Source organism: Pseudohoeflea suaedae (genome assembly GCF_004354915.1).
In the GTDB taxonomy this organism is placed as follows: Bacteria; Pseudomonadota; Alphaproteobacteria; order Rhizobiales; family Rhizobiaceae; genus Pseudohoeflea; species Pseudohoeflea suaedae.
Genome location: NZ_SMSI01000002.1, coordinates 198927 through 218320, shown reverse-complemented (window position 1 = coordinate 218320; position 19394 = coordinate 198927). Strand labels below are relative to the sequence as shown.

Annotated in this window: 19 protein-coding genes; 5 read left to right on the top strand and 14 right to left on the bottom strand. The window is 61.8% G+C overall.

Translation table 11 applies throughout. The features are described 5' to 3' along the window. The first annotated feature begins 81 nt into the window (after nt 1-81). Entirely contained in the window at nt 82-2076 is a 1995-nt protein-coding gene (locus tag E2A64_RS11070; RefSeq protein WP_133284556.1) for a PhoX family protein, read from the top strand. A 71-nt stretch (nt 2077-2147) separates the two neighbouring features. Here E2A64_RS11070 and E2A64_RS11065 read toward each other — a convergent pair whose 3' ends face one another. The 9 genes from E2A64_RS11065 to rpoZ all read right to left on the bottom strand — a co-directional run bounded on the left by E2A64_RS11065 (nt 2148) and on the right by rpoZ (nt 9802). Further along, nucleotides 2148-2555, bottom strand: a complete 408-nt coding sequence (locus E2A64_RS11065; RefSeq protein WP_133284555.1) for a GFA family protein — start codon at nt 2553-2555, stop codon at nt 2148-2150. 29 nt (nt 2556-2584) lie between these two features. Continuing rightward, a complete protein-coding gene (gene recO, locus E2A64_RS11060; protein WP_133284554.1) occupies nt 2585-3346 on the bottom strand; it encodes a DNA repair protein RecO in 762 nt (253 codons plus the stop codon). Between the two features lie 18 nt (nt 3347-3364). Continuing rightward, nucleotides 3365-4309, bottom strand: a complete 945-nt coding sequence (gene era, locus E2A64_RS11055) for a GTPase Era (protein WP_133284553.1) — start codon at nt 4307-4309, stop codon at nt 3365-3367. Next, nucleotides 4306-5019, bottom strand: coding sequence for a ribonuclease III (gene rnc / locus E2A64_RS11050; protein ID WP_133284552.1), 714 nt, complete (start codon nt 5017-5019; stop codon nt 4306-4308). Before rnc ends, era begins: the two co-directional genes overlap by 4 nt. Then, nucleotides 5016-5762: a signal peptidase I gene (lepB, locus tag E2A64_RS11045; RefSeq protein ID WP_133284551.1), complete on the bottom strand. Its 747-nt coding sequence runs from the start codon at nt 5760-5762 to the stop codon at nt 5016-5018. The genes rnc and lepB overlap by 4 nt, the downstream gene beginning before the upstream one ends. A 137-nt stretch (nt 5763-5899) precedes the next feature. After that, nucleotides 5900-6301 carry a holo-ACP synthase gene (acpS, locus tag E2A64_RS11040; protein ID WP_133284550.1) on the bottom strand — a complete coding sequence of 134 codons (402 nt, stop codon included), beginning with the start codon at nt 6299-6301 and terminating at the stop codon, nt 5900-5902. A gap of 37 nt (nt 6302-6338) precedes the next feature. After that, nucleotides 6339-6923: a DUF2062 domain-containing protein gene (locus tag E2A64_RS11035; protein WP_133284549.1), complete on the bottom strand. Its 585-nt coding sequence runs from the start codon at nt 6921-6923 to the stop codon at nt 6339-6341. A gap of 141 nt (nt 6924-7064) precedes the next feature. Continuing rightward, on the bottom strand, nt 7065-9302 hold the full coding sequence (locus E2A64_RS11030) for a RelA/SpoT family protein (protein WP_133284548.1): 2238 nt from the start codon (nt 9300-9302) through the stop codon (nt 7065-7067). A gap of 95 nt (nt 9303-9397) precedes the next feature. Then, on the bottom strand, nt 9398-9802 hold the full coding sequence (gene rpoZ, locus E2A64_RS11025; protein WP_133284547.1) for a DNA-directed RNA polymerase subunit omega: 405 nt from the start codon (nt 9800-9802) through the stop codon (nt 9398-9400). A gap of 306 nt (nt 9803-10108) precedes the next feature. On the opposite strand from rpoZ, the gene E2A64_RS11020 reads away from it, so the two are divergent. Further along, nucleotides 10109-10705, top strand: a complete 597-nt coding sequence (locus E2A64_RS11020) for a LabA-like NYN domain-containing protein (RefSeq protein ID WP_133284546.1) — start codon at nt 10109-10111, stop codon at nt 10703-10705. Nucleotides 10706-10729: 24 nt separating this feature from the next. Beyond that, on the top strand, nt 10730-11374 hold the full coding sequence (locus E2A64_RS11015; protein WP_133284545.1) for a uracil-DNA glycosylase: 645 nt from the start codon (nt 10730-10732) through the stop codon (nt 11372-11374). 8 nt (nt 11375-11382) lie between these two features. Here E2A64_RS11015 and smpB read toward each other — a convergent pair whose 3' ends face one another. Further along, nucleotides 11383-11865 carry an SsrA-binding protein SmpB gene (gene smpB, locus E2A64_RS11010; protein WP_133284544.1) on the bottom strand — a complete coding sequence of 161 codons (483 nt, stop codon included), beginning with the start codon at nt 11863-11865 and terminating at the stop codon, nt 11383-11385. Nucleotide 11866: 1 nt separating this feature from the next. After that, entirely contained in the window at nt 11867-12748 is an 882-nt protein-coding gene (dapA, locus tag E2A64_RS11005) for a 4-hydroxy-tetrahydrodipicolinate synthase (RefSeq protein WP_133284543.1), read from the bottom strand. 299 nt (nt 12749-13047) lie between these two features. On the opposite strand from dapA, the gene E2A64_RS11000 reads away from it, so the two are divergent. Both E2A64_RS11000 and E2A64_RS10995 read left to right on the top strand, forming a co-directional pair. Next, nucleotides 13048-15060: a lytic transglycosylase domain-containing protein gene (locus E2A64_RS11000; RefSeq protein ID WP_158285747.1), complete on the top strand. Its 2013-nt coding sequence runs from the start codon at nt 13048-13050 to the stop codon at nt 15058-15060. An 86-nt stretch (nt 15061-15146) separates the two neighbouring features. Beyond that, nucleotides 15147-16094 carry an alpha/beta fold hydrolase gene (locus E2A64_RS10995; protein WP_133284541.1) on the top strand — a complete coding sequence of 316 codons (948 nt, stop codon included), beginning with the start codon at nt 15147-15149 and terminating at the stop codon, nt 16092-16094. A gap of 3 nt (nt 16095-16097) precedes the next feature. Here E2A64_RS10995 and E2A64_RS17955 read toward each other — a convergent pair whose 3' ends face one another. The 3 genes from E2A64_RS17955 to E2A64_RS10980 form a co-directional block, all read right to left on the bottom strand. Further along, nucleotides 16098-16715: a hypothetical protein gene (locus E2A64_RS17955; RefSeq protein ID WP_194086916.1), complete on the bottom strand. Its 618-nt coding sequence runs from the start codon at nt 16713-16715 to the stop codon at nt 16098-16100. Nucleotides 16716-16900: 185 nt separating this feature from the next. After that, a complete protein-coding gene (locus E2A64_RS10985; protein ID WP_133284540.1) occupies nt 16901-17896 on the bottom strand; it encodes a BON domain-containing protein in 996 nt (331 codons plus the stop codon). A gap of 240 nt (nt 17897-18136) precedes the next feature. Then, complete coding sequence (locus E2A64_RS10980; protein WP_133284539.1) at nt 18137-19282, bottom strand: porin; 1146 nt, start codon at nt 19280-19282, stop codon at nt 18137-18139. Nucleotides 19283-19394: the final 112 nt, after the last annotated feature.

The window sequence follows — 19394 nt, the reverse complement described above, 5'->3', positions numbered from 1 at the left end:
GCGTAGAAACAGTCACACGCCCGTCATCGACCGTCAGCAGTATGCCGCCATCCCCTGTCATGGATCGGAAGGAATGCAGCCATGAACGAGCACTTCAAAGCCAAGGACGAAGACCTCGTCAATCTTACCGAAATCCGCGAAGCCGAAGAAGATGTCGGTCGCAACACCTCCACCAACCCGACCATGGGCGACGTCATCAACCGCCGGCTGTCGCGCCGCGGCTTCATGGGCGGCTCGCTCGCCGTGGCCGCGATTTCCGCGACCGTGAGCCCGGTGGCCCTTCTCGCCGCACGCGAGGCCCGCGCTGCGACAGGCTCCGCCTTCAATTTCCAGGAAGTGACTGCCGGTGTCGACGAAACCCATCACGTGGCGGAAGGCTATGATGCCGACGTTCTGCTGCGCTGGGGTGACAAGCTGTTTGCCGACAGCCCCGAATTCGATCCGATGAACCAGACGCCGGAAAGCCAGCTCAAGCAGTTCGGCTACAACAACGACTATGTCGGTTTCATCCCGCTCGACGGCGCCGACGATCACGGCCTTCTGGTGGTCAACCACGAATACACCAACCCGGAACTCATGTTCGCCGGCCTCGCCACGGTCGGCAAGGACGACGACGGCAAGGACAAGGTCATCATCGGCGAGATGACCAAGGATCTGGTCGACATCGAGATGGCGGCACACGGCGGTACCGTCGTGGAGATCCGCAAGGATGAGAACGGCAAGTGGACGCCCGTTCTCGACGGCAAATACAATCGCCGCATCCATGTCGGCACCGAGATGGAACTCACCGGCCCGGCTGCCGGCCACGATCGCCTCAAGACCAATGCCGACGCGACCGGCAAGAAGGTCCTCGGCACGCTCAACAACTGCGCCGGCGGTGTCACGCCCTGGGGCACCTATGTCATGGCCGAGGAAAATTTCCACGGCTACTTCATCGGCGAATTGCCGGCCGACAGCAAGGAAGCCGCCAATTACGAGCGCTATGGCGTTCCGGCCGGCTGGTACAACTGGGGCAAGCACCACGACCGTTTCGACGTCTCCAAGGAGCCGAACGAACCGAATCGCTTCGGCTGGGTGGTCGAGGTCGATCCGATGGATCCGAACTCGACGCCGAAAAAGCGCACCGCGCTCGGCCGCGTCAAGCACGAAGGCGCGGAAAGCATCGTCAACAAGGACGGCCGCGTGGTCATGTATTGCGGCGACGACGAACGGTTCGACTACGTCTACAAGTTCGTGACCGCAGCCACCTATAATCCCGATGACCGCGCCGCCAACATGGACCTTCTCGACGACGGCACGCTCTACGTGGCCAAGTTCAACGAGGATGGCTCGGTCGACTGGATGCCGCTCGTCCACGGCGAGAACGGCCTGACCGAAGAGAACGGATTTGCCAGCCAGGCCGACATTCTCATCGAAACCCGCCGCGCCGCCGACCTGCTCGGCGCGACCAAGATGGACCGTCCGGAAGACGTGCAGCCCAACCCGGTCACCGGCAAGGTCTATTGCATGCTCACCAACAACACCAAGCGCAAGCCGGGCGACGAGAATGCGGCCAACCCGCGCGCCGACAACGCTTTCGGTCACATCATCGAGATCACCGAGCCGGAAGGCGATTTCGCGGCGACCAGGTCAACGTGGGAAATCCTGCTCAAATGCGGTGATCCGTCGGTGGCCGATGTCGGTGCATCGTTCAACCCCGCGACCACCGAGAACGGCTGGTTCGGCATGCCCGACAACTGCAACATCGACTCCGACGGCCGCCTCTGGGTGGCAACCGACGGCAACTCCGGCAAGGAAACCGGTCGCACCGACGGTGTCTGGGCTATCGATACCGACGGCGAAGCCCGCGGCACGTCGAAGCTGTTCTTCCGCGTTCCGGTCGGCGCGGAAATGTGCGGTCCGCTCTCGACACCGGATCTGACCACCTTCTTCGTGGCCGTCCAGCATCCGGGCGACGATGGGCTCGCGACTTTTGAAAAGCCCGCCACCCGCTGGCCCGACTTCAAGGACGACATGCCGGTCCGTCCCGCCGTCGTCGCCATCACCAAGCAGGGTGGCGGCAAGATCGGCGTCTAGGCCTGTCGAGGCTCTGACAAGCGAAGGGGCGCCACGAGCGCCCCTTTTTGCATGCCTGGTTGAGGTGGCCGTCAGTCCGGCAACCCGTCGACGACTTCCGTGCACTCCAGTTCGTCGACCCATTCCGCGCGGCTGGCAAAGCAAATCCGCGCGTCCGGCTTGATGTCGACCGGCGTGTCGAGTGCCCCCGCAGGCACCATTATGAAGCCGCTATCCACCTCTTCCAGTGGCAGGGAGGAACCGCAATCGCTGCAGAAACACTTCGTGTGGCGGGTATCGGGTAGCTGAAAGATGCGGACCTTGTCCTCGCCGCCGAGCCACTCGATCGACGCGCTGGCCGAAAAAATATTGGCCGCATGCGCAGAGCCGCTGCCTTTCCGGCATCGCGAGCAGTAGCAGATGAAAAAGTGCTCGAATGCGCCATGGATGCGAAAACGCACCGCGCCACACAGGCAGCTTCCAGACCTCTCATTTGCCATGCACACCTCGCCTCGGCTGACCTGAAATTCTAGCCGCCCTGCCCCGCGATCACGGTCCCCGGTTCATCGAGGAGCCTTTCGAGCGCGCTCTCGAAGCCCGAGCGCGCGACAGGACGTGGCACCCCCCGCGGCTCGAACACGTTGCGATCCAGAAAATAGCCCGTCAGCCGAAAAGCCTCGCGCAGATCCGACGCATTCGCGCAGGGATCGGTGCGGGTGGCGAGAAAGCCGGGAAGCCCCAGCAGCTTGTCGGCCCAGGGCTCGCCGGCGCCGGCAGACACGGCGCGGCCGGATTTCGGCGAGACATAGACAAGATCGCGCGCGTCCCCCGTTGCAGCACACCGCGTCAGGTCGAGCCCGAAACCGAGATCCTCCAGAACCGCGAGCTCGAACCGCACATACATCGCGCCTGCCTGGTCAGGTTCGTCCAGACTGTCGAGAATGATGGCGAAGGCATCGTGCAGCCGCGGATGCGGATCGCGTTCCGGCAGAAGCCGCAAAAGCGCGGCCATCGCCTGAACGCCATGCACGCCGACGGCGCTTTCCATCAGCCGCCCCGCACGGCTTTCGGTGGGCTCGACCTGATATTGTCCGAGATGTTCGTCGAGGCGCGCGCGCCAGACCAGCGAGACCGAGTTGCCAGGCTGGAGCACCGGCTGCCAGCGGCGCGAGCGGCCGCCCTTGACGATGCCCATGTGGCGGCCGTGGCCACGCGTCATCACCTCGGCAATTACCGAGGTTTCCCCGTGCTTCCTCAAACCGAGGATGATTCCCTCGTCGCGCCATTCCATGATGGAGAGCTTGCGCCGTCAGTGGGGAAATTCAAGCCCCATCTCGCGATAGCGCTCGGGGTCGTCGCCCCAGTTCTCGCGAACCTTGACGAAAAGGAACAGGTGGACCTTCTGGTCGAGGATCTCGGAGATTTCCTTGCGCGCGGCCTGACCGATCGCCTTGATCGCATCCCCGCCCTTGCCGAGCACGATCTTCTTCTGGCTGTCGCGTTCGACATAGATGACCTGCTCGATCCGGACCGAACCGTCCTTCTTCTCTTCCCAGCGTTCCGTCTCGACATGGGAGGAATAGGGAAGCTCCTGGTGCAGCCGCAGATAGAGCTTCTCGCGGGTGACCTCGGCTGCGAGCTGGCGCATGGGCAGGTCGGAGATCTGGTCTTCCGGGTAATACCACGGACCTTCCGGCAGGCGTTCGGCGAGGAAATTCGCCAGATCGTCGACGCCCGAACCATCGAGCGCGGAGATCATGAAGGTGCGCTCGAACGTGGCCTTCTCGTTGGCGGTAGCAGTCAGCGCCAGAAGCGATTCGCGCTTGACCTGATCGACCTTGTTGAGGATCAGGATCTTCGGATGATGAACCTGGTCGAGTGCCTCGATCAATTTGGCCGCGTCGCCCACGAGCCCGCGTTCCGCATCGATCAGCACCAGCACGATATCGGCATCCTTGGCACCGCCCCAGGCGGTCGTCACCATGGCGCGGTCGAGCCGGCGGCGCGGCGAGAAGATGCCGGGCGTGTCGACGAAGACGATCTGGGTCCGGTCGACGGTGGCGATGCCGCGCACGATGGCGCGCGTCGTCTGCACCTTGTGGGACACGATGGAGACCTTCGCCCCCACAAGCCGGTTGACCAGCGTCGACTTGCCGGCGTTCGGGGCCCCGATCAGCGCCACGAACCCGGAGCGGGTGGGCCGCTCGTCGGCCTGGCTGCCTTCGGTTTCGGTGATGTCGTTGTCTTCGCTCATTTGTTCTCTCCGGCGTCCGTCCAGATGCCTTCGCGGATCAATACCACGGTTGCGGCTTCCTGTTCGGCTGCCCTTTTGGAACGGCTCTGGCCGTCGCCCGGCTTCGTTCCCTTGATTTCGACCGATACCGTAAACACCGGATCATGATCCGGGCCGGTACGTCCGGTTACCTTGTAGGACGGCGTGACACCGAATTTCTGGTGGGCCCATTCCTGCAGTTCGGTCTTGGCATCACGGCGGGCCGCGCCCGAATCCAGCGCGCGGCTTTTCCAGTTGGTGACGATGAACTTGCGGGCCGCCTCGAGCCCGCCTTCCAGATAAAGAGCGGCGATCAGCGATTCCACGACATCGGCGCGCACATTGGCCATGCGCTTGCCGGTCAGTTTCTTCACGTCGGAGCCGGTACGGATGAATTCGTGCAGGCCCAACTCGTCGGCCACTTCCGCGCAAGCCTTGGCCGAAACGAGTTGGTTGAGGCGGACCGAAAGCTCCCCCTCATCCGCCTCGCCGAAATTTTCGAACAGCATTTCTGCCACCACGAGCCCGAGCACCCTGTCGCCCAGGAATTCCAGCCTCTCGTAGTTACCCTTTTCCCGGATGCTCGAATGGGTCAGCGCACGGCTGACCCTTTCGATGTCGGTGAACTGATGCCCGATGCGCTCGCCGACGGCGGCCACGGCATCCTTGTGTCCGCCCGACCTGCCGCTCATTTCTGCGCCGACTTGAAGAACCGGTCGAGGCGCAGATCGGTCGGCCATTTCCAGATTTCGAGTGGCGACGCGTCATCGGCGATCGAGAAGAAGATGTAGGTTGCGCGGCCCACGAAATTCTCGAGCGGCACATAGCCGACCGTAAAGCGGCTGTCCGACGAGTTGTCGCGGTTGTCGCCCATCATGAAATAGTGACCGTCCGGCACCACGAATTCGCGCGTGTTGTCACCCGGCGAATTGGGGCTGAGATCGAGCGTGTTGTAGGTCACGCCATTCGGCAGCGTTTCCTGATAGACCGGAACCGGCTCGCCGCGTTCGTATCGGCCTTCCGGCTCGTAGGTGCCGACCTGTTCGCGCGGCACGGCTTCACCATTGATGTAGAGCACGCCGTCACGCATCTGGATGCGGTCGCCCGGCAGGCCGATCACGCGCTTGATGTAGTCGACCGACGGATCGCTGGGCAGACGGAAGACGGCCACGTCACCGCGCTCGGGATCCGACGACCAGATGCGGCCGGAAAACAGGTTCGGCGAGAACGGGAAGGAATATTTGGAATAGCCGTATGAAAATTTCGAAACGAACAGATAGTCGCCCACCAGGAGCGTCGACATCATCGAACCCGACGGAATCGAAAACGGCTGGAACAGGAAGGTGCGAATGACGAGCGCCAGCAGCAGCGCCTGGATCAGGACCTTGATGTTTTCCCACAATCCGCCCGAACTGGATTTGGTGTTTTCCGACACGCCGGTTCTCTTTCTCTAACAGGCCGGGAATGAACGTCCGGCCATAAAGGCAATCACGGCCCGCGACAGACGCTGCGCGAGCGGGCCTTCTCTATCCCCTGAACGGCGCGACGGCAACCACAGAAGCAAAGCGCCGGTCATGTCCGCGGCAAGGCCTCGATGATGACGAAGGCCTGGGCGAGCGGAAAATCATCGGTGATCGTCAGATGGATGGTGCCGGTCATGCCCTCGGGCAGCATTTTCTCGAGCCGTTCGGCGGCGCCGCCGGTCAAAGCCATGGTCGGTTTGCCGCCCGGCAGATTGACCACGCCCATGTCCCGCCAGAAGACACCTTGCGCCAGCCCGGTTCCCAGAGCCTTGGAACAGGCTTCCTTGGCCGCGAAGCGCTTGGCGTAAGAAGCGGCGCGCTCCTTGCGGCGATCGGACTTCGTACGTTCGATCTCGGTGAAACAGCGCTCGGTAAAGCGGTTGCCGAAACGTGCGAGCGTCTTTTCCACGCGGCGGATGTCGATGAGGTCGCTGCCGATACCGATGATCAAGTCTGTCTCCTGCCGGGCCTCCGGCGGGGCGCGCCCCTCAGGCCGGGTATTTGCCGGAGAGATTGGTTAGACGCGTTTTCGCCCGGTTGGCAAGCCTTTCGCGCCGCCTTTCCTGGAACGTCTTCACCGACCAGTAGGTCAGCACGTAGAAGAACAGCGCAGAAGCTAAGCCCAGCGGAATGGCGCCGATCAGCATGGGTTTGAGCACCGGATCCCAGATCTGGCTCATGTCGAGATGCCTCAGCAGAGCGTGCAAGTTGAGCTGATGGCCCTCGCGGACACCTTCCTCACCCAGAATGAAATTGCCGGTCTTGTAGGTGATCGCCCAGATGAAGGGAAAGAAGATCGGGTTGCCATAGGCGGTGCCCAAGGCGGCTGCCACCAGATTGCCGCCGATCACATAGGCCAGGGCAAAGGAGATCACGAAATGAAAGCCCAGAAGCGGCGTGCACGAGGTGAAAACCCCCGCCGCCACGCCGGCTGCAATCGCATGCGGGGTCGCGGTCAGACGCAGCACGCGCTTGATGAAGTACCGAGCCGATCGTGAAAACGATCGCGACGGCCAAAGCGCGATGCGGGTCTTACCCCAGAATCCCAGCGGTTTGCGGCGGCGAAAAAGCATAGCGTCCCGTATATGTAACCCTTTGTGTCAAGCTTAAGACATCGGGGTGGAACATCATGACCCACCGTCGAGAAATATCGCGCAACCATGACAACACTTGGTAAATGGGGCCGGATTTGTTGAGCGTCAAATCGCGCGGCTTCAATCGTAGATGCGCTCGATCGAAGAGACGCAGTCGAGCGCCTTCAGCCGTGTGAGAAGCTGGCTCAGATGCTTGATGTCCCACACCTGCAGTTCGAAGTTCATGTCGGTAAAGTCGCTGGCGACCTTGCTCATTTCCATCGACTGGATGTTGGTGTCGTTGTCGGCGACGACTGCCGTGATTTCCGCGAGCGTTCCCGGCGCGTTGATCGCGGTGATCAGGACGCGGGCAGGAAACCGGGTCCGGTCGCTTTCGTCGATATCCCAGCGGATATCGATCCAGCGATGCGGCTCGTCGTCGAACTTCGTGAGTTCCGGCGACTGGATCGGGTAAACGGTGATCCCCTTCCCCGCTTCCAGAATGCCGACGATACGTTCGCCGGGCACCGCGCCGCCGGCGCCGAACTGCACGATCGAATTGTCGTCGACCCCGCGAATTGGCACGGACGATCCGTTCTTGCGCCCCTTACGACGGCTGCCCGTGGTCTTGGGAGCCCGTGACAGGCCCGGCAGACGGAACAGCAGCCCCGCCGTATTGCGCAGGTTGAACCAGCCTTCGTCGCTGGTGCCCTGTTTGATGGCAACGCGGTCTTCCTGGTAATTCGGATAGACCGCCTTGAGCACGTCCTCGGAAGCCAGTTCGCCACGCCCGACGGCAGCAAGCACGTCTTCCACTTCCTTCTGGCCGAGACGATGAAGCACGGGCATGAGTTCGTCTTTGGACAGTTTCTTGCCGGCACGATCGAAGCTGCGCTCCAGGATGCGCATACCGAGGCCGGAATATTGCTTGCGCACGGCCATGCGGGTGGCGCGACGGATCGCGGCGCGCGCCTTGCCCGTCACCACGACCTCTTCCCAGGCGGGAGGCGGGACTTGCTTGTCCGACCGCAGGATCTCCACTTCATCGCCATTGTTGAGACGGGTGACCACCGGCATGATGCGGCCGTTGATCTTGCAGCCCACGCAGGTATCGCCGACATCGGTGTGAACCGCATAGGCAAAGTCGATCGAGGTCGCCCCGCGGGGCAGCGCAATCAGCTGGCCCTTCGGCGTGAAGCAGAACACCTGGTCGTGAAAGAGCTCGAGCTTGGTATGCTCGAGAAATTCCTCGGCGTTATACCCTTCCGACAAGGCGTCGATCGTCTGGCGAAGCCAGGCATAGGCGCGCGAATCCCGGGTCCGGATCTGGGCCTCCTCGCCGCTCTCGCCATCCTTGTAAAGCGTATGAGCCGCAACGCCCATTTCCGCGATCTGGTGCATGGCGCGGGTGCGGATCTGCAGCTCCACGCGCTGCCGCGACGGACCGACGATGGTGGTGTGGATCGAGCGGTAGTCGTTCTGCTTCGGCGTCGAGATATAATCCTTGAAGCGGCCGGGAACGACGGGCCAGCGGGTGTGAACGACCCCCAGGGCACGGTAACAATCCGCCGTCGTCTCGGTGATGATGCGAAACCCAAAAATGTCGGAAAGTTGCTCGAAGGAGAGTGATTTCGACTGCATCTTGCGGAACACGGAATACGGCTTCTTGCGCCGTCCGCGAACCTTGGCCTTCACGCCTTCCGCTTCAAACAGCGCCGCGAGATCCGTCTCGATCGTCCGGATCAGGCTCTCCTTGGCGCCGGAGACGTGATCGAGCTTCTTGACCACCGTCTCGTAGGCTTCCGGATTGAGGTTCATGAAGGAGAGTTCCTCCAGCTCCTCACGCATGTCGTGCATGCCCATGCGCCCGGCGAGCGGCGCATAGATGTCCATCGTCTCCTCGGCAATGCGGGCACGCTTGTGCTCGGGCACGTGCTCCAGCGTCCGCATGTTGTGAAGACGGTCGGCGAGCTTGACCAGGAGAACGCGCACGTCGTCGGAAATCGCAAGCAGGAGCTTGCGGAGGTTCTCGGCCTGCTTGGCGCGTTTGGTGACGAGATCGAGCTTCTTGATCTTGGTCAGACCCTCGACGAGACGGCCGATATCCTCGCCGAACAACTCGTCGATTTCCTGACGGGTCGCCGACGTATCCTCGATCGTGTCGTGAAGGAGAGCCACCGCGATGGTGGATTCGTCCATCTTCATGTCGGTGAGGATGGCGGCCACTTCGAGCGGGTGCGAGATGTAGGGATCGCCGCTGGCGCGCGTCTGCTTGCCGTGCTTCTGCATGGCATAGACATAGGCCTTGTTGAGCAAGGCCTCGTTGACGTCAGGCTTGTATTTCTGCACGCGCTCGACGAGCTCGTACTGACGCATCATGTCTGGCGCACCTCAGGGTCGGTCAATGAAAAATGCGCCGAGGATTACCGCCGGCGCATTCGAGTTCTCTCGTCTGGATCGGAAACCGGATCCGATCAGAAATCGTCGCTTTTTTCCGGCGGCACGAGACCTTCGATACCGGCAAGCAGTTCTTCCTCGGACATCGAGGCAAAGGAAACGCCCTCATCGGCAGCAGCTTCGGCGGGGACGGAATCGTCAACCATCTGCTCGGCCGGGATGAGGTTGGAATGATCGGGTTCCGGCTCGTCGACCTCGACGTGCTTCTGCAGCGAGTGAATGAGGTCTTCCTTGAGGTCGCCCGGCGAAAGGGTTTCGTCGGCGATCTCGCGAAGGGCGACGACCGGGTTCTTGTCGTTGTCGCGGTCGACCGTAATCGCACTGCCTTGGGAAACCTGGCGGGCACGGTGGCTGGCAAGCAGCACCAGTTCGAAACGGTTTTCAACCTTGTCGATGCAGTCTTCGACTGTGACGCGGGCCATGGCCTGTCCTTCTGAATGGTTTTTTCAGGATGAACGTGCTCGATAAACCGCATATGCGGCAAATTCAAGTCGTCACGGTCGATTATTGGCGCATTGATGAACGATTCTTTGTGCGTTTGCCGATGACATCTGTTTTTGCATCTGAAAATCGGGCATTATCGAAGGGTTGGCACACTCACTCGTCGTTGCGATCGATACTTGGTCAAATACATATTTCCGGCACGCAACCGTGTACAGCGTCGCGCGTTATGAACCAGATAGGCATTATAATTCGCCGTTTTTGAAAACCCTTTTCAGGAGCATTTTATGTTCGATTCCCGCGAAAAGATCGCATTGTTCATCGACGGCGCGAACCTCTATGCCGCTTCGAAGAGCCTTGGGTTCGATATCGACTACCGGCGCCTGCTTTCCTCCTTCCAGTCGAAGGGCTATCTCCTCAGGGCCTATTATTACACCGCCCTCATCGAGGATCAGGAATATTCCTCCATCCGCCCGCTGATCGACTGGCTCGACTATAACGGCTACAAGGTCGTGACCAAGCCCGCCAAGGAGTTCACGGATTCATCGGGCCGCCGGAAGATCAAGGGCAATATGGATATCGAACTCGCCATAGACGCCATGGAACAGGCCGAGGTTGTCGACCATCTGGTGATCTTCTCCGGCGACGGTGATTTCACCACCCTCGTCGAAGCCTTGCAGCGAAAGGGCCGAAAGGTCTCCGTCGTCTCATCGCTCGCCACCCAGCCGCCGATGATCGCCGACGATCTGCGTCGTCAGGCCGATCATTTCATCGATCTCGTATCGCTGAAGAAGGAAGTTGGTCGCGATCCCTCCGAACGCCCGCAACGCCAGGCGCCCGTCCAGTCGAACGACGATGAAGACGACGAGTTCTACGACGACTGAGACCGGGCCTGACGGCATGGCCCGGTGAAACGGACCGATCCGCCTCGCGACTGCACGCGATGTCCGCGGCTGCGTGCCTATGTCAGGCGGTCGCGCAAGGCGCATCCCGACTGGTTCAACGCTCCGGTTCCCACCTGGTATCCGCCGTGCGGTCCCAATTCCGTCAAGACCCTTGTCCTGGGCCTCGCTCCGGGCCTGAAAGGCGCAAACAGAACCGGCCGCGCCTTCACCGGAGACGCCTCCGGCGAACTCCTTTTCTCCACACTCATCAAGTCCGGCTTCGCCGCGGGAGATTTTGCAAACAGGCCGGATGACGGACTGAGGCTGATCGACACCGCGATCACCAATGCGGTTCGCTGCGTGCCGCCGGGCAATCACCCCTCAGGCGCGGAGATCGCGAATTGCAGGACATTCCTGCAGGCTTCGCTGACCGGCATGCCAAATCTCCGGGCGATCGTCACGCTGGGCAAGATCGCTCATGACAGCCTCGTCCGGGCGTTGGATGCACGCGCAGCCGAACACCCTTTTGGCCACGCAAACACCTCGGAAATCGACGGCATCCGGATATTCGCGAGCTATCATTGCTCGCGCTACAACGTGAATACCGGCAGGCTGACGCCGGCTATGCTGGAGCGTGTCTTTGCCGGAGTTGCAGATTATCTCGGTTAGAGCCGGCTCTAACCGTGCTCGCGGATAAGCCGCGCCTTCTGGCGGCTCCAGTCACGCTTCTTCTCGGTCTCGCGCTTGTCGTGAAGCTTCTTGCCCTTGCCGAGCGCGAGCAGGAGCTTGGCGCGGCCGCGCTTGTTGAAGTAGATCTTGAGCGGGATGAGGGTCCGCCCCTCACGCGCCACGGCATCGGCCAGCTTGGCGATTTCCCGCGACTTCATCAGCAGCTTCCGGCGGCGCCGCGGATCGTGATTGAAGCGGTTGCCCTGCAGGTATTCCGGCAGATGGGAATTGATCAGCCACATCTCGCCGTCCTCGTAGGACGCATAGGATTCGGCGATGTTCGCAGCCCCCTCGCGCAGCGACTTCACCTCGGTGCCGGTCAGTTCCAGCCCCGCTTCCAGTGTTTCCTCGATCTCGTAATTGAAACGGGCCTTGCGGTTTTCGGCGACAACCTTTCCGTTCTGGTCCGTATCCTTGCGTGGCGATGCCATATCAGATGTTCAGTCCCGCGTGTGCCATGGCCGCGTCGAGCAGCGCAGCCGTCTGCGGACCGACCTCGATCAGCGGCGAGCGAACCGTGCCGGTCATGAGGCCAAGACGTTCGAGGCAGTATTTGGTTCCGCAAACGCCGGGCTCGGTGAAGATCGCCTTGTGCAGCGGCATCAGCTTGTCCGACAGTTCCAGCGCCCTGGCGTAATCGCCCGCGAGCGTGGCGTCCTGCATCTGCGCGCAAAGCTCCGGCGCAACGTTCGCCGTGACCGAAATGCAGCCGACGCCGCCCATGGCGTTGAAGCCGACAGCCGTCGCGTCCTCGCCGGAAATCTGCACGAAGTCCGGGCCGGAAGCCAGGCGCTGGTCCGCCACGCGCGCAAGATTGCCTGTCGCATCCTTCACGCCGATGATGGTCTTGTGGTCGCGTGCCAGCGCCGCCATCGTCTCCACCGACATGTCGACAGCCGAACGGCCCGGGATATTGTAGATGACAATCGGCAGCGAGGTGGAATCGGCAATCGCGGAAAAATGCGCATGGAGACCGCGCTGGGTCGGCTTGTTGTAATAAGGAGTGACCACGAGGATCGCGTCCGCGCCGGCCTTCTCCGCATGCCGGGCGAAATCGATTGCCTCCACCGTGTTGTTCGAACCGGCGCCCGCGATAACCGGCACCCGGCCGCCGACGGTTTCCACGCAGAGATCGACGATGCGCTTGTGTTCGGCATGGCTCAGCGTGGGGGATTCGCCTGTCGTGCCGACCGGCACCACACCATGGCTTCCCGCCTTGATCACGCGATCCACATGGGCTGCGAAAGCAGCCTCGTCCACCGCGCCTGCCTGGGTGAAGGGCGTAACCAGCGCCGGAATCGAACCCTTGAACATCATCGTCTCCCGAATTGTCGCGCGGATGCCTTCGTCGCACCGCTTTTCTGACTGCCGTTACAGGAAATTCAAGGTTTGGGAAAGGTTTAGGGCTGCACCCATTCCCATTTTTGCTGCCGGTATCATTGTTTGTGGTGTCGCAAGGGCCCCTGCCCCGCTTGAATCAAATTTCCGCCGGATTGATCCGCTTTAAGCCTGACAACTTGCCGAAAAGGCAAACCGGCTGCAAACTTCGCAACCAGAAAAGAGAACGAACGCTGAGGATGGAATTGTCCGGCCGCACATTGAAGACATTGCTGATGCTCTCCCTTGTTTCTGGGATGGCCGGAGCACCCGCACGTGCGCTCGATGTGCCGATGCCGGTTCCGGTCGACAAACCCCGGCTCGATGAGAACGGCGACATCATTGTCGAACACACGCTGCAGAACGGACTTGCCGCACTCGATGACGGAAATGTCGAGCAGGCACGCGAGGTTCTGGCGTCGCTGGAAACGGGGAGGCTGGACGAGAAGATATTGAGCTGGGCCATGGCGATGAGCCGCGGCGCCGGTCTGCCGGCATCCGAGCTCGCGGAAGCCCGTGACCGCTTCGCCGGCTGGCCGGGCGACGAGACGATCGCCACCAATTTCGAGATTGCGCTCTATCGCGAAAACCGCGCGCCCGCACAATTATTGGCAGCGTTCGAAGACAAGGCGCCCGTCACCGTGATGGGCAAGATCGCCGTCGCCAATGCCCTCGGCAGGCTCGACCGCGAGGATGAGGCGCGCGAGAAGGTCAAGGAACTCTGGAACGACGTCGACCTCGATTCCCGCACCGCGTCTCTGCTTGCCCGCGAATTCAGCTCCTTGCTGAGCAAGGAGGACCAACTTGTCCGCATGAAGCGGCTTCTCTACCGGGACCGCATCAAGGCGGCACTCGCGCCCGCCCGCGCGGCAGGCGCTGAATCGCTCTACCAGGCCTGGGTCCAGACCATCCGCACACCCAAGGGCGCCAATACCGCCATCGACAAGGTCGACGACGCGTTCAAGGACGACCCCGCGCTTACCTATCTCAAGATCCGGCACCTGCGGCAGCTCGACGAAATCGACCAGGCCGCCGCGCTTTTCGAGCAGATGCCGAACGAGGATGCGGCGCTCATCGACCCCGAGGAATGGTGGGTCGAACAGCGGATCGTCAGCCGCAGCCTGTTCGAGAAGGGCGAGGCGGAAAAGGCCTGGAAGGTTGCCTCCGCGCACAAGGCCTCCGACCCGAAAATCGCCGCGGAAGCCGAATTCCATGCCGGCTGGTACGCATTGCGCGGCATGAACGACCCGGAGAAGGCGAAAGTTCACTTCCAGCGTCTCCTGACCTTGTCCGGAACGCGCTCGGGCCAGGCCCGCGCCTATTACTGGCTTGCCCGGACCGCCGAGGCATCCAAGCCGGGCGGGGCCGAGGGCGACCCGCTGGAAACCGCCGCGCTCTATGAGAAGGCGGCCCAGCATCCCGCCAATTTCTATGGCCAGCTGGCGGCCTCGGCCCTCGAGCGTAAGCCGGCCGAATTCGCCGATCCGCAGCCTGCCCCCTCCGACAGGGCGAATTTCGACGCCCGGGATACGGTGCAGGCGCTCGAAAAGCTCGAGGCGATCGGCGAGGCGTGGCGGGCGCGCCAATTTTACGGCTACCTCGCAGAAACCCTTGAAAGCCCGGGTGAACTCACCCTTCTGGCCAACAAGGCGCGGGTGAAGAGCGATTATCGGCTAGCGCTGCGCATCGGAAAGATCGGCTGGCAGCGCGGACTCGAGGTCGGCGCCCTCGCCTTTCCGCTGGGCGTCATGCCGCGGGACGCCGATACGACCGGCTCCGGTCTGGCGCTCGCCTATTCCATCGCCCGTCAGGAAAGTGCTTTCGACCTGTCCGCGGTCTCGCCCGCCAATGCCCGCGGCCTGCTGCAATTGCTGCCGGGAACCGCCCGCGAAGTCGCCAACCGTCATGGGCTTGCCTATTCGCCCGAGCGTCTGACACGCGATGCGGGCTATAACGCAACGCTCGGATCGCATTATCTTGCGGAACAGATCGACCGGTTCGGCGGATCCTACATCCTGACCTTCATCGCCTATAATGCAGGCCCCAAGCGCGTGAACGAATGGATTGCCCGGTTCGGCGATCCGCGTGGCATGCCCCTGGATGAGGTGATCGACTGGGTGGAGTCCATCCCCTTCCCCGAAACCCGGAACTATGTGCAGCACGTTCTCGAAAACTACGAGATCTACAAGGCGAGGCTTGGTGAGGCCGCCGATATCGGCAGGGATCTCCGCCTCGGCCGTAACGGCTAGACCAGCTTGTTTAGTCCGCTTGAGGCCTTTCCCCGCCCGGTTCCCGCACGTATGAATGCTGCGGGGATCAATCGGAGGAAGCTTCTGTGACAGCGCCAACTCAAACGGAAAAAGCGACGACTGCTGACGGTTACGAGGACGTCTTCTTTTCCGCACCCGACGGCCTGAAGCTCCATGCCCGCGACTACGGGCGGGCGAAGCCTGGAACGCACGATCGCTTTCCGCTCATCTGCCTGCCGGGCCTTTCCCGCAATGCCGCGGACTTTCACGACATCGCTCTGAAAGTCGCCGGCGACGCGGAAGCACCGCGCCGGGTCGTCTCCTTCGATTACCGTGGCCGTGGCCAGTCCGAATGGGCGAAGGATCCGGAAGACTACAACGTCATGACCGAGGCGGAGGATGTTCTCGCCGGCATGGCCGCACTCGGTATCGAGCACGCGATCTTTCTCGGCACTTCCCGCGGCGGTCTGATCATGCACGTGCTGGCGGCGACGCGTCCCGGCGTCATCGCGGCCGGCATCCTCAACGATATCGGTCCGGTGATCGAGGGAACGGGGCTCGCGCAGATAAAGACCTATCTCACGCGCGCAACAAGGCCCATCAGCTTTTCCGACGCGGCCCGCGTGCAGAAGGAGGTGCACGGCAAGGCCTTTCCCGCTCTCCAGGATGACGACTGGCTCGACTTCGCCCACGCCATCTATGTCGAGGACAAGAAGAAGCGGCTTGTCGGCAACTACGATCCGAAACTGCTCACCCCCTTGAAGAACATGGATTTTTCGTCGCCGTTACCGACCATGTGGCCGCAATTCGAAGCCCTGGCTGCAAAACGGCCGCTTCTTGTCATTCGTGGCGAGAACTCGTCGCTCCTGTCGGAAGACACGGTATCGGAGATGCAAGGGCTCGCGCCGCATATCGAAACACACACGGCCCTTGGCCAGGGACATGCGCCGATCCTTCATCTCGGATCGCTGCCGGGTCTGATCAGGAATTTTCTCGACAGATGCGACCGGCGCTTTACCCATCCAGCCGGATAGGCGTCAGCTCTTAGCTTTCTCGAGAGCCTTGGCCTGCGCGATCCAGTTTTCGCGCCCGATGCGCCCCTGGAAATCGAGCTTCTCGGAGAACGCCTCGGCATCCGTTTTCGTCCAGGCCGCGATCTGGGCGTAGGTGGTGATTCCCTCGGCATTGAGCTTGCCTTCGATCACCTTGCCCACACCCTTGATTTTCTTGAGATCGTCCTTGCCGGCGAGCGGTTTCGGCTTGGCCGTTTTCGGCTTTGCGGGCTTTGCCGGCGCGGATGCCTTGGCGGTTTTCGAAACCGGCTTCTTCTTCGTCGCCGGCTTGGCCTCGGCCTTACGGGCTGCGACCTTCCTGGGCGTAACGATCTCCGCCTCTTCCGCAGGAGGCGCTGCGACCGGACTTGCATCGGAAACGTCGATTGCTTCGTCTTCCACCGCTTCGCCAGGAACGCCCGCACCGGCAGCGACCGGCTGCGGCGGAACGGTTACGGAGACCACCGATACGTCTGCCGATTCGGCCCGGGCTTCAGGCTCTTCCGTCCGTCCGACGGCAGAGTGAAGCCAGCAACCGGCAACGGCGCCGAGCACGAAGGCGATCGCGACGAGAATGAAGGTCTGCACGATGAACATGAACATCTGTTGTCCCCTCAGACCGTCTTGCGACCGCACGTCGCCCAGCCGACGAACACGCCGATGGCGAAAGCCAGGAGCAGCCAGAGCCATAATTGCCCGATCAGATAAACCATGCGTATCCTCCTCGCGGTGAGCCGGAAATCATATTAGCCGACATCATATATGAGAGCCATGCGCAAGCCCCGTCGCTAGTCCGGCAGGCCGATATCGGTGGTGCCGAGCACAAGCCCGCCGGGCAGCGGCGAGCCGATCAACTGCTGCAGCGAGCGGAAGGCATCGAGATCACGGGCATCGCCGGTAATATTGATGCGACGACCCGAAATGTCGGCGGATCCCTTTGCAAGCAGCGATGCCGCTTCGATCGCCTTGGCCGCGGCAACCGTCCAGTTCATGCCGTCCGGAACCCCGTCCGCGACACGAACCTCATCGGACACGCCTGCCCCTGCCATTTCGGCAAGCCGCTTGCGGTCATCCTTGCCCGGTGCGTAACCCGAGAGCACCAACTTTCCGCCGGCCTGCTCGGCACGGAACACATACGGGCCACGAACGACCGGAGCGGAGACGTCGGCGACGGCCTCGAACCCCTCTGCCGCCGCCATGTCCGCAGCCAGAGCCTCGCTGTCTTCCGGCGACAAGACTTCACCCTGTACGGTAATTTTGTCGCCGACGATTTCGAAACGCCCCTCGCCCAGACGAGCGAGCTGACGCGAGCCCAGGGCGATCATCTCGTTGAATTTTGCGGGAACACCGCGCGCGAGCGACAGATTATCCGTCACGCTGACGCCGGGCAGAGCCTTGCCGAGGTCTGTGACAAGCCGGTCCCGCTCCACCTGGCCCGGCGCGAAACCATTGACGGCGAGCCCGGCATCCGTCTTGCCGACCGAGAACCGGTACGGCTCTTCGAGCGGCAGCAGGCCTGACTTGTCTTCCAGGACGCGCACACCGGAAACGGAGGAGATGGTCGCGATGGCCGCGTCCCGGGCCGCCACGTCCGGTGCATCTCCCGTCACGCTGACATCGCGTGCATCGACCGTGATTTCCGCCCAGGGCTGAGCCGACAGGGCCTGACTTGTACGCAGCGCAATATCCGCTTCGATGCGCCCGGCACCGAACCATACGGCAGCCAGAGTGAGAGCGGAGACCGTAACCAGCCCCGGCCATATCCAGTATTTCGCGTTTTGCATCGGCATCTCCCCGAGAACGAACGACGTGAGGAGATCAATAGCCCGCCAATCCGGCAAGTCCTAGGCGGCGTGTCTTAATACATACAAAAAGAAAGACGGCACGCAGCCGCCCCATAAAAAAGAAAATCCGTCAGCGTGAGCTGCCCCGTAAAAAAGAAAACCCGGCAACCTGAGCTGCCCCATAAAAAAGAAAACCCGGCAGCGTAGGCTGCCGGGTTCCCTTAACCGAAGTAGGTTCGATTAGAACGAGCGCTGAACGCGCACGCCTGCACCGAATTCTTCGTCGTCGCCGAAGTCGACGTACTGGACTTCCGGAGTAACCACGAGGCCCGGGACCAGCTCGTAAGCAACGTTGGCAGTGACGGCGAATTCGTCGTCCTGGTCGTCGTTGCCTTCAACCCAATCGAACTGGGTGTTGAGCGAAGCCTTGTCCGAGAATGCGTAGGAGAAACCGCCGACAGCAGCGAAGGTTTCTTCGTCGTTCTCGCCGTTGGCCCAGGTGGTGTAACCCGAGGAGTTTTCACCGTACATCAGCATTGCGAAGACCGAGAAGGCGTCGTTGAATGCGACGTCAGCGCGGATCTTGGCAGCCCAGCCGCCGTACTCTTCGCCATCGAAATCGTCGCGGCTGTCGTATGCAGCAACGGCCGAGAGGTCGACCATGCCGAAGGTGGTGCCGAGACCGACAACAACGTGCGGGACGTAGTCGTCGATGCCCCAACCGACGCGCTCGCCGTCGAGGATGTAGTCGTCGTCGCCCTGCTCAACAGCGATACCAGCGCGGAAAGCGCCGCCATTGTAGGTGTAGCTGATGAGGTTGGTGTCGAACGGGCCGTAGCCACCGAGCGGGGTGTCGTTGATGACGGCGCCAGCGTAACCGGTCCAGGTGATGAAGAACGACTCGTCCTTACCGACGCGGAGGCCACCGAGCTGGATCCAGGCGAAGTTCAGCGAAACGCTCGTGTCGTTGTAGTAGCCGCCTTCGCCAAGCTCGACGCCGCCGTCGGTGACGAAGCCGTTGCTGGTTGCGTCGCTGTCACCGTAGTTGAAACGGGTCTCGGTGTAGGTGCGCAGGGTGCCGAGTTCGGTTTCCGAAGCGGTCGAGGTGCGCAGCGACAGACGCGAGTTCACGCCGTAGGTGCCGTCTTCGGTCGACGAGATGTTTTCGAAGAGATCGCCACCGAAAACGTCGAAACGGACGTAGCCGTGGATACGCAGGCAGGTTTCGGTGCCCGGGATGTAGAAGTAGCCGGTGCCGAATGCATCGCAAACGCGGACATATTCAACGGGCTCAGGCTCAGCAACGATGATGGCATCGGCAGCGCGAGCGCCGGAAACTGCAACGAGAGCTGCAGCGGAGCCGAGGAGAAGGCTCTTGATGTTCATGATTGACCTCCAGTCAAAAGTTTCAAAGGGCTTGGGTCTTGCTAGGAGCTGTCCCCAACCCCATCCCCAAAAGACGAAGAAAGACGATGTCCGCCTTGGCTTCGAGAGTGAA

Coding starts and splice junctions, on each gene's coding strand:
- E2A64_RS11030 (WP_133284548.1), bottom strand. CDS start 9,302: ATGATGCGTCAGTACGAGCTCGTCGAGCGCGTGCAGAAATACAAGCCT.
- E2A64_RS11035 (WP_133284549.1), bottom strand. CDS start 6,923: ATGCTTTTTCGCCGCCGCAAACCGCTGGGATTCTGGGGTAAGACCCGC.
- E2A64_RS17955 (WP_194086916.1), bottom strand. CDS start 16,715: ATGTTCATGTTCATCGTGCAGACCTTCATTCTCGTCGCGATCGCCTTC.
- E2A64_RS11070 (WP_133284556.1), top strand. CDS start 82: ATGAACGAGCACTTCAAAGCCAAGGACGAAGACCTCGTCAATCTTACC.
- era (WP_133284553.1), bottom strand. CDS start 4,309: ATGAGCGAAGACAACGACATCACCGAAACCGAAGGCAGCCAGGCCGAC.
- rnc (WP_133284552.1), bottom strand. CDS start 5,019: ATGAGCGGCAGGTCGGGCGGACACAAGGATGCCGTGGCCGCCGTCGGC.
- E2A64_RS11020 (WP_133284546.1), top strand. CDS start 10,109: ATGTTCGATTCCCGCGAAAAGATCGCATTGTTCATCGACGGCGCGAAC.
- E2A64_RS11065 (WP_133284555.1), bottom strand. CDS start 2,555: ATGGCAAATGAGAGGTCTGGAAGCTGCCTGTGTGGCGCGGTGCGTTTT.
- E2A64_RS11000 (WP_158285747.1), top strand. CDS start 13,048: ATGCTCTCCCTTGTTTCTGGGATGGCCGGAGCACCCGCACGTGCGCTC.
- recO (WP_133284554.1), bottom strand. CDS start 3,346: ATGGAATGGCGCGACGAGGGAATCATCCTCGGTTTGAGGAAGCACGGG.
- E2A64_RS10980 (WP_133284539.1), bottom strand. CDS start 19,282: ATGAACATCAAGAGCCTTCTCCTCGGCTCCGCTGCAGCTCTCGTTGCA.
- rpoZ (WP_133284547.1), bottom strand. CDS start 9,802: ATGGCCCGCGTCACAGTCGAAGACTGCATCGACAAGGTTGAAAACCGT.
- E2A64_RS10985 (WP_133284540.1), bottom strand. CDS start 17,896: ATGCAAAACGCGAAATACTGGATATGGCCGGGGCTGGTTACGGTCTCC.
- smpB (WP_133284544.1), bottom strand. CDS start 11,865: ATGGCATCGCCACGCAAGGATACGGACCAGAACGGAAAGGTTGTCGCC.
- dapA (WP_133284543.1), bottom strand. CDS start 12,748: ATGTTCAAGGGTTCGATTCCGGCGCTGGTTACGCCCTTCACCCAGGCA.